The sequence below is a fragment of the Martelella limonii genome (assembly GCF_013344475.1).
Lineage (GTDB): Bacteria > Pseudomonadota > Alphaproteobacteria > Rhizobiales > Rhizobiaceae > Martelella > Martelella limonii.
Window position 1 is genome coordinate 103607 of the sequence record NZ_JABUOU010000009.1, and the last position, 13544, is coordinate 117150.

The following is a 13544-nucleotide window of genomic DNA, read 5'->3' on the forward strand; positions in this document are numbered from 1 at the left end:
TGTGGTCATTTCGCCGGCATGCGGGCAGCGCCGTCGAGGCGGATGACCGAACCGTTCAGCATTGGATTGACGGCGATCTGTTCCACCAGCATCGCGAATTCGTCCGGCAGGCCCATCCGGCTCGGATACGGCACGGATTTCAGGATATCGGCGCGGATATCATCCGGCAGTCCGGCGCTCATGCCGGTCTCGAACAGGCCCGGCGCGATCGTCATCACCCGGATTCCGAAACGCGCCAGCTCGCGGGCGGCAGGCAGCGTCATCGAGGCGACCCCGCCCTTCGACGCAGCATAGGCCGCCTGTCCGATCTGGCCATCCTCGAAGGCGACGGAGGCGGTGTTGATGATCACCCCGCGCGCGCCGTCATCGTCCAGCGGATCGGCTTCGGCCATCAGGCGGGCGGCGATGTTCATGACGCTGTAAGTGCCGATCAGATTGGTACGGATGGTGCGCTCGAAGCTGTCGAGCGTGAGCGCGCCGTCCTTCGGCAGAATGCGCTGGGCAGTGCCGATGCCTGCGCACGAGACCACGATGCGTGGTGCGCCGAGCTGGTCTTTCACTTCTGTAAATACTGCCTCGAGCCGCGCCCCATCCGCAACGTCGGCGCCAAAGCCGAAACCGCCGATCTCTTCGGCGATGCTTTCCGCAGCGCTTGCGGAGAGGTCGAGCACGGCGACCTTTGCGCCGGCACGGGCAAGCCGTCTTGCGGTTGCGGCACCCAGTCCGCTTGCGCCGCCGGTGACCAGCGCTGTCGCACCCTCGATTTTCATGGCTCCTCCGATCCCTGTTCCGTTATTAGAGGTCGACTTAATTGTTTTGTCAATGAACAGTTATGGACTGTTTGTTTTTATATGCTATCGTTCGCATCAGGGCGGCTGCGCGCGCAGTGTCCTGACGCGCCTTCAAGGCGCACGGGAGGAGAGTGTCGTGAAGTGTCAGGTTGCCATAGTCGGTGGCGGGCCGGCAGGCCTACTATTGTCTCAGATCCTCAACAATGCGGGGGTCGACACGGTCGTGCTGGAACGCACCAGCCGGCAGCATGTGCTCTCGCGCATCCGCGCCGGCATTGTCGAATGGGGCGCGGTCGAGCTTCTGCGCGCGGCCGGTGTCGGCGCGCGCATGGATGCGGAAGGCATTCCCCATGATGGCTGCGTGCTCTCCGACAATGATCTTCAGGTGCGTATCGATTTTGAGGCACTGACCGGTCGCAGGGTGATGGTCTACGGCCAGACCGAGATCACCGCCGATCTCTATGCCGCGCAGGACCGTGCCGGGACGCCGTTCTTCCACGGCGTCGAGGATGTCGAGATCGCCGATCTCGATCAGGCGCTTTCGAAGGTGCATTTCACCCATGAGGGCGAGCGCAGGACGATCACGTGCCAATATGTCGCTGGCTGTGACGGCTTTCACGGCGTCTCGCGGCGCACCATTCCGGACGAGAAACGGCGCGCATTCGAGCGGGTCTATCCCTTTGGCTGGCTCGGACTTCTCTCCCGCACGCCGCCCGTCCATGACGAACTGATCTACGCCAATTCCGATCGCGGCTTTGCGTTGGCCTCGATGCGCAATGCCGAACTCAGCCGCTACTACATCCAGGTGCCCCTGACCGACAAGGTCGAGGATTGGTCGGACGATGCGTTCTGGGCGGAGCTGAAGCGGCGGCTGCCATCCGATGCGGCGGACAATCTGGTCACAGGCGCGTCGATCGAAAAGAGCATCGCGCCGCTGCGCTCCTTCGTCTCGGAACCGCTGCGCTGGGGCAATCTGTTCCTGGCGGGCGATGCCACCCATATTGTGCCCCCCACCGGCGCGAAGGGTCTCAATCTGGCGGCCTCGGACGTCTTCTACCTGTCGTCGGCGCTGATCGAGAAGCTGAAATCGGACAGCAATGCCGGCATCGACGCCTATTCGGAGCGCGCGCTTGCCCGGATCTGGAAGGCAATGCGCTTCAGCTGGCAGATGACAACGCTTCTGCACAGGTTTGATGACGAGGACAGTTTCGCCGCCGCCATGCGCCGGGCAAGCCTTGCCCATCTTGCGTCATCGGAAACCGCTCGGCGTGATCTCGCGGAAAACTATATCGGATTGCCCTATTAAGCGTGCCTTTGTGTGCTTCCAGAGCAACATTGGATCTGCGGTTCTCGGACTGGTAGAATTGCGGCTTTCACCGCAGAGCGGAATCATATTTGATTTCTGTTAAATATGATCGCCGAGCGAAGAGGCCCGTGATGAAACCCGTTTCGACAACCATAATTGCACTTCTTGTTTCGGCGCCTGCAGCGGTGGCCGCCGATATTGTTGTCGCGCCGCCTTCGCAGCCGGTCGCGGAGGTCGAGTCCGCAATTTCGTGGACGGGCTTTTATGTCGGCGGGGAGGGCGGTTATGGCTGGCTCGCCGGCAAGATCCCGGAAAGCCTGGTGACGGCCGGCGCCACCGAAGCGGCATCCGGCGGCACGGCAGGCGTGTTTCTCGGCTATGATCATCAGTTCCAGAACAACATGGTCGTCGGCCTTGCCGCATCCTACGGCTATAACTGGAATGACAATTCCTACACCGTGTCATCGCCGCTGCCGATCCTGGACGGGCAGACCGTCACCTTCGGCACGCAGTGGCATGCGTCCGTCGAGGGGCGGGTCGGTTATGCATTCGGGCGCGCTCTGCTGTTTGCAAGCGGCGGTTATGCCGCCACCCGGCTTGAAGGCGATTTCTCGCTGACGGGGCAGAGCTATGATGATGTGCTGAACGGCTGGACCGCAGGGGTGGGCCTCGACTACGCCTTTACGGAGCAGGTCTTCGGGCGGCTGAAGGCGAGCTACAGCGATTATGGCAATACAGATCTGGTCCGCAATGCAACCGGCCTTGCAGCGCTCTCGGACACCAAGGTGACGCAAGCAAATATCAGCGCAGGCATCGGCTTCAGGTTCTGACGCGACCCCGGTCTCTCATTTTATGTCTTGAGTGTATTAAGTAAGACCGTTCCGCGACCCTGGTCGCGGAACGGTCTTTCCTCTTCAAGGCGTCAGGTCAGGCCGCTTCGGCGCTGCGGTTGATCGACTTTTCAGCCAGTTTGGAAAGGTCGAGGTCTGCTTTCGATTCCTGCTCGAAGGTTTCTTCCAGCAGCTTGGCCACGTCCTTCATGCCCATCTGGCGCGACCATGCGAGAAGCGTGCCATAGCGCGCCATCTCGTAGTGCTCGACAGCCTGGGCCGACGAGATCAGCCCGGCATCGAGCGCAGGCGTGCCCTTGAAGTCCTCGATGATTTCCTCACTCTCGGCGATAATGCCCTGGATCGCTTCGCAGGTCTTGCCGCGCGCCGGCTTGCCGAGAATTTCGAAGATTTCCTGGAGGCGCTCCACCTGGCCTTCGGTCTCTTCCTTGTGAGCGCGGAAGGCTTCAGCGAGATCTTCCGAACTTGCGGCCCGCGCCATTTTCGGGAGCGCCTTCAGGATCTGGCGTTCGGCGTAGTAGATGTCTTTCAGAGTATCCAGAAACAGGTCGTCCAACGTTTTCTGCTTAGCCATGGGTCTCTCCTCGGTTGGCACCCGGCATTCGGGTGTTGCTGTCCCTGAAACGTCCCTGGGGCAAGCCGGTTCCGCAACAAGCGCGCAACCTCAAAATGAAACCGGCGCGGCCTTCGCCACGCCCGTTTCAAACCGATGGAAGCGTTCCGGATCAGACCGGCGGAGGCACCATGAAGCCCTTCACGCTTGCCGGGCGATCCGAGCAACGCTCGACCCATGCCATGACCGAAGGAAAGTCGGCGAGCTTCAGCGCTTCAGCGGCGTCATAGTGGACAGACAGGCCGCGCACCCACGGGAATATGGCTATATCCGCGATGCTGTAATCCGACGGCTCCTCGCCCATGATGAACTTGCGGTCGCGCAGGCGGCCCTCAAGCACGCCCAGAAGGCGGCGCGATTCATTGGTGTAGCGCTGTGCCGGGTAGGGGTTGTTGGCGACCTTATCAGCAGCATATTTGTGGAAATGGCCGAACTGGCCGAACATCGGGCCGATGCCGCCCATCTGGAACATGATCCACTGGATCATCTCGTAGCGGCCCACCGGATCGTTCGGCATCAGCCGTCCGGTCTTTTCGGCAAGGTAGAGCAGGATGGCGCCGGATTCGAACAGGCCGATCGGATTGCCGTCCGGACCGTCGGGATCGATGATGGCAGGAATCTTGTTGTTCGGGTTGAGCGACAGGAATTCCGGTGTCATCTGATCGTCGGTATCGAAGGAGATGCGATGCACTTCATAGGGCAGCTCCATCTCTTCAAGCGCGATCGAGACTTTCACGCCATTCGGGGTTGCAAGCGAATAGAGCTGAATGACGTCGGGGTTTTGCGCCGGCCAGCGCTGGGTGATTGGAAATTCCGACAGGCGTGACATGAACGCTCCTGCAATATGTCTGATTTAAAAGGTAAGGACGAGATGTGCAGTTGAATGTCATTTCGCAAGTCCGCACATGTCATTTTTATGGCAAAAAGCCGCCCAATGCCAGAAAGATGACGATTTTCGTAAATCATCACTACGGACGCTGAGCGGCAGTTGGATTCCATGTGTCAGCCCCGGCATTTCACGCCTGCAATGTTCAACATGCGCACAGGCTTGTCCTCAGTGCGAACAAAAATCGCAGTATGAACAAGTTGTCTGGCCCTTCGAGGAATCACCTTCTAAAACCGGTTTCTGGAAGGAGATCCATCAATGGACAAGACTGCAACTTCCCTTGCGGAAACGGTTGCCGACATCTTTGACGGCGCAACCGTCATGATCGGCGGCTTTGGCGGGTCCGGCTCGCCGATCGAACTGATCCACGCCCTGATCGATCAGGGCGCGCGCGATCTGACGGTGATCAACAACAATGCCGGCAACGGCCATATCGGCCTTGCGGCTCTGATCGAGCAGGATCGGGTCGCAAAGATCATCTGCTCGTTCCCGCGGTCGTCGAATGCGACGGTCTTCAACGAACGGTATCTGGCCGGCAAGATCGAGCTGGAACTCGTTCCCCAGGGCACGCTGGCCGAGCGCATCCGCGCCGGCGGCGCAGGCATTCCGGCCTTCTACACGCCGACGAGCTACGGCACGGAACTGGCCGACGGCAAGCCGGTGGAAGAGTTCGAGGGCCGCCACTATGTGCGCGAACGCTGGCTGAAGGCCGACTTCGCCCTGATCAAGGCCGAACGTGCCGATCAGCACGGCAACCTGACCTACCGCATGGCCGCGCGCAATTTTTCGCCGCTGATGGCGATGGCGGCGAAAAGGACGATTGTTCAGGCAAGCCATGTGGTGCCGCTCGGCGATATCGATCCGGAACACGTCGTCACACCCGGCATTTTCGTCGATACCATTGTCGAAGTTCGAGACCCGCTGCAGGAGGAAATCCTGACCCGCGAGGAGGCGCGTTACCCATGAGCGACTTTTCCGACATCAAGCTCTCCAATGCCCAGATCGCTTGGCGCGCCGCGCAGGACATCGAGGATGGCGCCTATGTCAATCTCGGCATCGGTTTTCCCGAAATGGTCGCCAAGTTCCAGCCCGAGGGCAAGCAGGCGATCTTCCATACCGAAAACGGCGTGCTGGACTTTGGCGGCGCACCGCCAGAGGGCGAGGAGGACTGGGATCTGGTCAATGCCGGCAAGAAGGCGATCACCCTGAAGCCCGGCACAGCTTTCTTTCACCACGCCGACAGTTTCGCCATGGTGCGGGGCGGCCATCTCGACGTCGCCATTCTCGGCGCCTATGAGGTTGCCGAAACCGGCGACCTTGCCAACTGGTCGACGGGCAGGGGCGGGGTTCCCGCCGTCGGCGGCGCAATGGATCTGGTCCACGGCGCAAGGCGCGTCGCGGTGCTGACCGAGCATGTCACCAAGAAGGGCCAGCCCAAGCTGGTCGAGCGCTGCACGCTGCCGCTGACCGGCGTCGGCTGCGTTACCCGGGTCTACACATCGCTTGCCGTTATCGATATTGCTGATGGCCACTTCATCCTGCGCGAGAAGCTCGGAGCGATGAGCGTGGAGGAGCTGCAGACCGTTACCGGCGGCAAGCTCCACATCGAAGGCGACGTGACAGATCTGAAGGCACCGGAGGTTTAAGCCATGAGAGACGTTTACATCTGCGACTATATCCGCACCCCGATCGGCCGCTATGGCGGCGCGCTGTCTTCGGTCAGGACCGACGATCTGGGCGCAATCCCGCTCAAGGCCCTGATGGAGCGCAATCAGGGCGTGGACTGGGCTGCCGTCGATGACGTCATCTACGGCTGCGCCAACCAGGCGGGCGAGGACAACCGCAACGTCGCGCGCATGTCGTCGCTGCTCGCGGGTCTGCCTGAGGCGGTCTCCGGCACCACCATCAACCGGCTCTGCGGTTCCGGCATGGACGCCGTCATCTTCGCAGCCCGGTCGATCGTTGCGGGAGAAGCGGAGCTGATGATTGCCGGCGGCGTCGAGTCGATGTCGCGCGCGCCCTTCGTCATGGGCAAGGCTGACAGCGCGTTTTCGCGGTCTGCCGAGATTTTCGATACCACGATCGGCTGGCGTTTCGTCAATCCAGCCATGAAGGCCCAATACGGCATCGACTCGATGCCGGAAACCGCCGAGAACGTGGCCGAGGATTTCTCCGTCAATCGCGAGGATCAGGACCGCTTCGCGCTCGCCTCCCAGCAGAAGGCCGGCAAGGCGATCGAATCCGGCCGTCTGGCGCAGGAGATCACCCCCGTCTCGATCCCGCGCCGCAAGGGCGATCCGGTGATCGTCGATACCGATGAGCATCCCCGTCCCGACACCACGATCGAGGCGCTGGCGAAGCTGCGTGCACCGTTCCGCGAAGGCGGAACCGTGACGGCCGGCAATGCATCCGGCGTCAATGACGGTGCGGCGGCGCTGGTGCTCGCAAGTGCAGAGGCGGCAAAGCGCCATGGACTGACGCCGATTGCCCGTGTGCTCGGCGGCGCAACGGCGGGCGTTGCCCCTCGCATCATGGGGTTCGGCCCGGCAGTGTCGTCCAAGAAGCTGATGGCGCGCCTCGGCCTCACGGTGGATGATTTTGCGGTGATCGAGCTCAACGAGGCCTTTGCCTCGCAGGGCCTTGCGACGCTGCGCGACCTCAAGATCGCCGATGACGATCCGCGCGTGAACCGCAATGGGGGCGCGATCGCCCTCGGCCATCCGCTCGGCATGTCCGGCGCCCGCATCACCGGCACGGCAATGCTCGACCTGAAACCCGGCGAGAAGTCGCTCTCGACCATGTGCATCGGCGTCGGCCAGGGCATTTCGGTGGTGCTCGAACGCGTCTGACCCGATGGCTGTACTGCTCAACTGACGAAGGGGCGGCGCGCAAACGCCGCCCTGAGGCTGCTGATAAAACCACGGTTTCAGAGCGATTTACGCGCGCCGACCTCACCCCCACGTGTCATGCTCGGACTTGATCCGAGCATCCAGGCAAATCAAGCCATTGATTTTCCTAAATTCCATCGCGAGCACTTGTCGTGTTGCCTGGATGCTCGGATCAAGTCCGAGGATGACCGGGATTGAAGGGCAGGTTTGTCAAAAAAAAGAAGGGCGGCGCCGAAGCACCGCGCTCAGGCTGCTGACAAAGCCATGGTTTCAGAGCGATTTACGCGCGCCGACCTCACCCCCACGCGTCATGCTCGGACTTGATCCGAGCATCCAGGCAAATCAATCTATTGATTTCCTAAATTCCGTCGCGGGCACTTGTCGTGTTGCCTGGATCCTCGGATCAAGTCCGAGGATGACCCGGGATTGGGGGGCAAGTTTGTCAAACAAATAAGGGCGGCGCCGAAGCACCGCCCTCACATTCCGGATTTGGGTCCGGGAGCATTTCTGCAATCAGGCTTTATCGCCTGATTACATCATGCCGCCCATGCCGCCCATTCCGCCCATGCCGCCCATGTCGGGCATGCCGCCGGATTCCTTCTTCGGAGCGTCGGCGATCATGGCTTCGGTGGTGATCAGCAGCGAGGCAACCGAAGCTGCGTTCTGCAGAGCCGTGCGGACAACCTTGACCGGGTCAACGATACCCATGGTGATCATGTCGCCATATTCACCGGTCTGGGCGTTGTAGCCGTAATTGTCGTCGTTCTTGTCGAGGATCTTGCCGACAACGATCGAAGCTTCGTCACCAGCATTGGTCGCGATCTGGCGAACCAGCGACTGGAGAGCGCGGCGGATGATGTTGATGCCGGCTTCCTGGTCGTCGTTTTCACCCTTGGCGGTGATCTTGGTGGAGGAACGCAGCAGGGCTACGCCACCGCCGGGCACGATGCCTTCCTGAACGGCCGCGCGGGTCGCGTTCAGAGCGTCGTCGATGCGGTCCTTCTTTTCCTTCACTTCGACTTCCGTCGAGCCGCCAACGCGGATCACGGCAACGCCGCCAGCGAGCTTGGCAAGACGTTCCTGCAGCTTTTCGCGGTCGTAATCGGAAGTGGTTTCCTCGATCTGAGCCTTGATCTGGGCAACGCGTGCCTCGATGTCGGACTTCTGGCCAGCGCCATCAACGATCGTGGTGTTTTCCTTGGTGATCGAGACCTTCTTGGCGGTGCCGAGCATGTCGAGGGTGACATTTTCGAGCTTGATGCCGAGGTCTTCGGAGATCACGGTGCCACCGGTCAGGATCGCGATGTCTTCGAGCATGGCCTTGCGGCGGTCGCCGAAGCCAGGCGCCTTGACGGCAGCGATCTTGAGGCCGCCACGCAGCTTGTTGACAACGAGCGTTGCCAGGGCTTCGCCTTCGACGTCTTCAGCAATGATGATCAGCGGCTTGTTGGACTGAACGACCGATTCCAGAACCGGCAGCATGGCCTGAAGGTTCGAGAGCTTCTTTTCGTGCAGCAGGATGTAGGCGTCTTCCAGCTCGGCAACCATCTTCTCGGAGTTGGTCACGAAGTAGGGCGACAGGTAGCCGCGGTCGAACTGCATGCCTTCAACGACTTCGAGTTCGGTTTCGGCGGTCTTGGCTTCTTCAACCGTGATGACGCCTTCATTGCCGACCTTCTGCATGGCAGCGGCAATGTCTTCACCGATCTGCTTTTCGCCATTGGCGGAGATGGTGCCGACCTGGGCAACTTCTGCAGAGGTGTTGATCTTCTTGGCCTTGGCCTGGAGATCCTTCACGACTTCGGCGACGGCGAGGTCGATACCGCGCTTCAGGTCCATCGGGTTCATGCCGGCAGCAACAGCCTTGTTGCCTTCGCGGATGATCGAGGAAGCGAGAACGGTTGCCGTCGTGGTGCCGTCACCGGCGATGTCGTTGGTCTTCGAAGCAACTTCGCGGACCATCTGGGCGCCCATGTTCTCGAACTTGTCTTCCAGTTCGATTTCCTTGGCGACCGAAACACCGTCCTTGGTGATGCGCGGAGCGCCGAAGGACTTTTCGATAACGACGTTGCGGCCCTTGGGACCGAGCGTGACCTTGACGGCGTCGGCGAGCACGTCAACACCGTGCATCATCTTTTCGCGCGCAGAGCGGCCGAATTTGATATCTTTCGCAGCCATTTGTAAACTCCTGGTTTATCAAAACCTTATGGGCAATAAGCCCGGCTGAATGGGATGGGTGAATGCTGGGAAAAGCGCCTGGATCAGGCGACGATGCCCATGATGTCGGCTTCCTTCATGATCAGAAGGTCTTCGCCGTCGAGCTTGACTTCGGTGCCCGACCACTTGCCGAACAGAACGCGATCGCCAACCTTGACGTCGAGCGCGACAACCTTGCCGCTTTCGTCACGTGCGCCGGAGCCGATGGCGACGATTTCGCCTTCCTGCGGCTTTTCCTTGGCGGTGTCGGGGATGATGATGCCACCCTTGGTCTTTGCTTCAGACTCGACGCGACGTACGACGACGCGGTCGTGCAGGGGGCGGAAAGAAATGCTTGCCATTGTCTATACCCTCGATCAAATGACATTCGCGACCGCTTTCACGGCCACATGGATCAGTGTTAGCACTCCTCATTGGAGAGTGCTAATGACCGTGATTTAGGTGTGGCGGATAGTGGTGTCAAGAAAAGCGCCAAAGTTTTTTTGCGCGCCGCCGGAACTTTTCGGGCCCCGAAATCACGGGTTTCATACAGGCTTTACGTCCGGAGCGTAACCCCGGCCACTATCTCTACGCAGATTAAGAGGACATTGTGACGCCGGCGAGCGAAGACGTGCAGACAGCGAGTTTCAGGGAAGTCGTCGCCGTGTTCGCCCGCATCGGCGTTCTTTCCTTCGGCGGTCCCGCCGGTCAGATCGCGCTGATGCACCGGATCGTCGTCGACGAGAAGCGCTGGCTGCCGGAGGAGCGTTATCTGCACGCGCTGAATTACTGCATGCTGCTGCCGGGCCCGGAAGCGCAGCAGCTTGCGACCTATGTCGGGTGGTTGCTCCACGGGGTGCGCGGCGGGCTTGTCGCGGGAACGCTGTTCTTTCTGCCGGGGTTCGCTTTGATCGTCGTGCTCGCCGCGCTCTATGCCGCGCTCGGTGACGCGGCATTCGTGGAACCGCTTTTCATGGGTCTGAAGGCGGCGGTCCTTGCCATTGTGGTGCAGGCGCTCTGGCGCATGGCAGGGCGGTCGTTGAAAGGCCCCGTCGCCGCCACGCTCGCAATGGCTGCCTTCGTGGCGCTCTTCGTCTTTGGCGTGGCCTTTCCGGTCGTCGTGCTGTCGGCAGGCCTTGCGGGCTTCTTTTTCATGCGCCGCCCGGTTTCTGCAGCCGGCACTATTGCTCATCCGCGGGGATGGCGAAAGCGCGGGCTTGGCACGGCGGCAACGCTTGCCGTCTGGGCGGCAATCTGGCTGCTGCCGCTTCTGGTGCTCGCACCCTTCGCCGAACTTCAGACATTGCGCGCCATCTTCGGCTTCTTCGTCAGGGTCGCGCTGTCTTCCTTCGGCGGCGCCTATGCGGTGCTGACCTATGTGGCGCAGGAAGCGGTCTCGACCTATCACTGGCTGACGCCGGCCGAGATGATGGACGGGCTGGCGCTTGCCGAAACCACGCCGGGGCCGCTGGTGCTGGTGCTCTGCTTCGTCGGTTTCCTGGCGTCGAGCGCAGCACCGTTTTCCGGCGCGCCGATGATCTCCGGCATTGCCGGCGCAATCGTGACCGCCTGGGCGATCTTCGTGCCGAGCTTCCTGTTCATCTTTGCCGGTGCGCCCTATGTCGAAGATCTGCGCCGCAGCGCCGCGCTTACCGGCGCGCTTGCGGGCATCGGCGCGGCGATCGTCGGGGTGATTGCCAATCTCTCGCTCTGGTTTGCGCTTCACGTCCTGTTCGGTTCGGTCGATCGGGTCGAACTGTTCTCGCTGCCGCCCTTGATGCGCGCGGGCCTGACGGTTCCGGAGTGGTCGAGCCTTGCGCTTGGCCCGCTTGCCATCAGCATCGCAGGCATTGTCGCGCTCTTCCGGTTCCGCGTAGGCGTGCTGCCGCTCCTTGCCGCCGCTTCCCTCGCAGGGCTTGCCATCGGCAGCCTGTTGTGACCATGTGTCGGCGCCTAAAAGCCGAACCAAAAGAGGACAGTCCATGCCGAAACAGATCGATGCTCTCAGCACGCTCCACAGCGATTATGATGTGGTGCTCTGCGATGTCTGGGGCGTTCTCCACAATGGCGTGAACTCTTTCGATACCCCGAAACTGGCGCTCGCCGAAGCCCGGCGGGCAGGCAAGACGGTGATCCTTCTCACCAATTCGCCAAGGCTTTCGCCATCGGTGAAGGAACAGCTTGCAGGCTATTCCGTGACGCCGGAGAGCTTCGACGCGATCGTGACATCCGGCGATGTGACCCGCACGCTGGTCGCCGAAGGCCCGCGAAAGCTCTATTACATGGGCCCGCAGCGCGATACCGATCTCTACAAGGATACCGGCGTGAAGCGTGTCGATGAAGCAGAGGCCGAGGGCATTCTGTGCAGCGGCTTCGAGGATGACGAGACCGAAACCCCCGAGGACTACCGCGACATCCTCACCCGCTTTGCCGCGCGCGGCCTGCCGCTGATCTGCGCCAATCCCGATCTCGTGGTCTCGCGCGGCGACCGGCTTGTGCCCTGCGCCGGCGCGCTTGCCGCCCTTTATGCCGATCTTGGCGGCGAGACCCGCATTGCCGGCAAGCCCCACCGTCCGATCTATGAGGCTGCGCTTGCAAAGGCGCGGGAACTGCGCGGCGATGTCGATCCCGCGCGCGTGCTCGCCATCGGCGACGGCATGCCGACGGATGTGAAGGGCGCGCTCGATTATGGCCTCGACCTGCTGTTCGTGGCCGAAGGCATCCATGAGGATGACTATGCCCGTGACGGGATCGTTGACGCTCAGTTGCTGGATCGGTTCTTGACGGAACATGAGGCAGATCCGAAATACTGGATGCCGAAACTCGCCTGAACACGTGCCGGACGAACCTGATGACCGTATTCCATCGCAATGAATTTCGCGAACCGCTGCCCGAAGCGCTGAAGGGCGGCGTGGTCGCGATCGGCAATTTCGACGGCGTGCATCGCGGGCATCAAAGCGTGCTGGCCGAAGCCCGCGCCCTTGCCGAAGAGCGCGGCGTGCCGGCCCTGGCGCTGACCTTCGAGCCGCATCCGCGCTCGGTCTTCAACCCGCAGGCCCCCGTCTTTCGGCTGACGCCCGCACCGATGAAGGCGAAGCTTCTGGAAGCCATGGGCTATCAGGCGGTTATCGAATATCCGTTCGACCGCACCTTTTCGCAGCGCTCGCCGGAAGAGTTCGTGACGACGGTGCTCATCGATTGGCTCGGTGCCAGTGAGGTCGTCACCGGCTTCGATTTTCATTTCGGTCGCAACCGCGAAGGCGGCCCGGCCTATCTGATGGCCGCCGGCAAGCGCCATGGTTTCGGCGTCACGCTGATGGATGCATTCCGCGACGAAGGGGCCGAGGTCGTGTCCTCGAGCCGCATCCGCGATCTGCTGACGCGCGGAGAGGTGGTCGCCGCCTCCGGCCTGCTGGGCTATCGCTATACCGTGATGGGCGAGGTGATCCACGGTGAAAAGCTCGGCCGCACGCTCGGTTTCCCGACTGCCAACATGGCTTTCGACCCCGATGCCAAGCTCAGGCCCGGCATTTATGCGGTGCGCTATCGCCGCCCCTGCGGCACGCTGCATGACGGCGTCGCAAGCTTCGGCCGCCGCCCGACCGTGGTGGAAGACGGCCGTCCGCTGCTCGAAACCTATATCTTCGACTTCAAGGGCGATCTCTACGGCGAGATCGGCGCGGTATCGCTGTTCGGCCGGCTGCGCGACGAGCTGAAATTCGACGGCCTCGAAGCGCTGGTTGCCCAGATGCACCGCGACAGCGATCAGGCGCGCGCGCTGCTATCCGGCGTGAAGCCGTTCTCGGAGCTTGACGGCAAGATCGCCTTTTGACGATCGCGCCGCATGGCTCTTCGATAGGCGCTGCTCTGCGTTATTAAGCGCTTCTTTCCCTCATGACTCATGCTCGGGCGTGAACCGAGCAGCCAGCCCAGACGGAGAACGCCGCCTGAACCCTCGGGTCAAGCTCGAGGGTGACACCGGGAGAGGGGATAGGGAGGATAGCCGGCATCGG

The 13544-nt window shown here is 61.6% G+C and carries 13 protein-coding genes; 8 read left to right on the forward strand and 5 right to left on the reverse strand.

The features are described 5' to 3' along the window. Window positions 1-5: 5 nt before the first annotated feature. Window positions 6-770: an SDR family NAD(P)-dependent oxidoreductase gene (locus tag HPQ62_RS17055; RefSeq protein ID WP_174803774.1), complete on the reverse strand. Its 765-nt coding sequence runs from the start codon at window positions 768-770 to the stop codon at window positions 6-8. A gap of 157 nt (window positions 771-927) precedes the next feature. Between HPQ62_RS17055 and pobA the strand changes: the two genes are divergently transcribed. Together pobA and HPQ62_RS17065 are read left to right on the forward strand one after the other, a co-directional pair. Beyond that, on the forward strand, window positions 928-2097 hold the full coding sequence (gene pobA, locus HPQ62_RS17060; protein WP_174803775.1) for a 4-hydroxybenzoate 3-monooxygenase: 1170 nt from the start codon (window positions 928-930) through the stop codon (window positions 2095-2097). A gap of 131 nt (window positions 2098-2228) precedes the next feature. Beyond that, window positions 2229-2927 (forward strand): outer membrane protein, encoded by a 699-nt coding sequence (locus HPQ62_RS17065; RefSeq protein ID WP_174803776.1) that lies wholly within the window; start codon window positions 2229-2231, stop codon window positions 2925-2927. A gap of 97 nt (window positions 2928-3024) precedes the next feature. Here HPQ62_RS17065 and HPQ62_RS17070 read toward each other — a convergent pair whose 3' ends face one another. Together HPQ62_RS17070 and HPQ62_RS17075 are read right to left on the reverse strand one after the other, a co-directional pair. After that, window positions 3025-3522: a YciE/YciF ferroxidase family protein gene (locus tag HPQ62_RS17070; RefSeq protein WP_174803777.1), complete on the reverse strand. Its 498-nt coding sequence runs from the start codon at window positions 3520-3522 to the stop codon at window positions 3025-3027. A gap of 151 nt (window positions 3523-3673) precedes the next feature. After that, on the reverse strand, window positions 3674-4390 hold the full coding sequence (locus HPQ62_RS17075) for a glutathione S-transferase N-terminal domain-containing protein (protein ID WP_174803778.1): 717 nt from the start codon (window positions 4388-4390) through the stop codon (window positions 3674-3676). A 315-nt stretch (window positions 4391-4705) separates the two neighbouring features. Between HPQ62_RS17075 and HPQ62_RS17080 the strand changes: the two genes are divergently transcribed. The 3 genes from HPQ62_RS17080 to pcaF are packed head-to-tail and all read left to right on the forward strand — an operon-like array spanning window position 4706 to window position 7296. Then, window positions 4706-5413, forward strand: a complete 708-nt coding sequence (locus HPQ62_RS17080; protein ID WP_174803779.1) for a 3-oxoacid CoA-transferase subunit A — start codon at window positions 4706-4708, stop codon at window positions 5411-5413. Beyond that, window positions 5410-6093 carry a 3-oxoacid CoA-transferase subunit B gene (locus HPQ62_RS17085; RefSeq protein WP_174803780.1) on the forward strand — a complete coding sequence of 228 codons (684 nt, stop codon included), beginning with the start codon at window positions 5410-5412 and terminating at the stop codon, window positions 6091-6093. Before HPQ62_RS17080 ends, HPQ62_RS17085 begins: the two co-directional genes overlap by 4 nt. Window positions 6094-6096: 3 nt before the next feature. Beyond that, window positions 6097-7296, forward strand: coding sequence for a 3-oxoadipyl-CoA thiolase (pcaF, locus tag HPQ62_RS17090; protein WP_174803781.1), 1200 nt, complete (start codon window positions 6097-6099; stop codon window positions 7294-7296). A gap of 570 nt (window positions 7297-7866) precedes the next feature. Here pcaF and groL read toward each other — a convergent pair. Together groL and groES are read right to left on the reverse strand one after the other, a co-directional pair. Next, the gene (gene groL, locus HPQ62_RS17095) at window positions 7867-9513 is read right to left on the reverse strand and encodes a chaperonin GroEL (protein WP_174803782.1); all 1647 of its coding nucleotides are present in this window, start codon (window positions 9511-9513) and stop codon (window positions 7867-7869) included. An 83-nt stretch (window positions 9514-9596) separates the two neighbouring features. Then, the gene (gene groES / locus HPQ62_RS17100) at window positions 9597-9893 is read right to left on the reverse strand and encodes a co-chaperone GroES (protein ID WP_174803783.1); all 297 of its coding nucleotides are present in this window, start codon (window positions 9891-9893) and stop codon (window positions 9597-9599) included. 248 nt (window positions 9894-10141) lie between these two features. Between groES and chrA the strand changes: the two genes are divergently transcribed. From chrA to HPQ62_RS17115, 3 genes are read left to right on the forward strand one after another with little or no spacing between them, the layout of a single operon-like run. Continuing rightward, window positions 10142-11470: a chromate efflux transporter gene (chrA, locus tag HPQ62_RS17105; protein ID WP_342343727.1), complete on the forward strand. Its 1329-nt coding sequence runs from the start codon at window positions 10142-10144 to the stop codon at window positions 11468-11470. A 43-nt stretch (window positions 11471-11513) separates the two neighbouring features. Further along, window positions 11514-12362: a TIGR01459 family HAD-type hydrolase gene (locus tag HPQ62_RS17110; RefSeq protein WP_174803784.1), complete on the forward strand. Its 849-nt coding sequence runs from the start codon at window positions 11514-11516 to the stop codon at window positions 12360-12362. Between the two features lie 20 nt (window positions 12363-12382). Then, window positions 12383-13363 (forward strand): bifunctional riboflavin kinase/FAD synthetase, encoded by a 981-nt coding sequence (locus HPQ62_RS17115; RefSeq protein WP_174803785.1) that lies wholly within the window; start codon window positions 12383-12385, stop codon window positions 13361-13363. The last annotated feature ends 181 nt before the right edge of the window (window positions 13364-13544 follow it).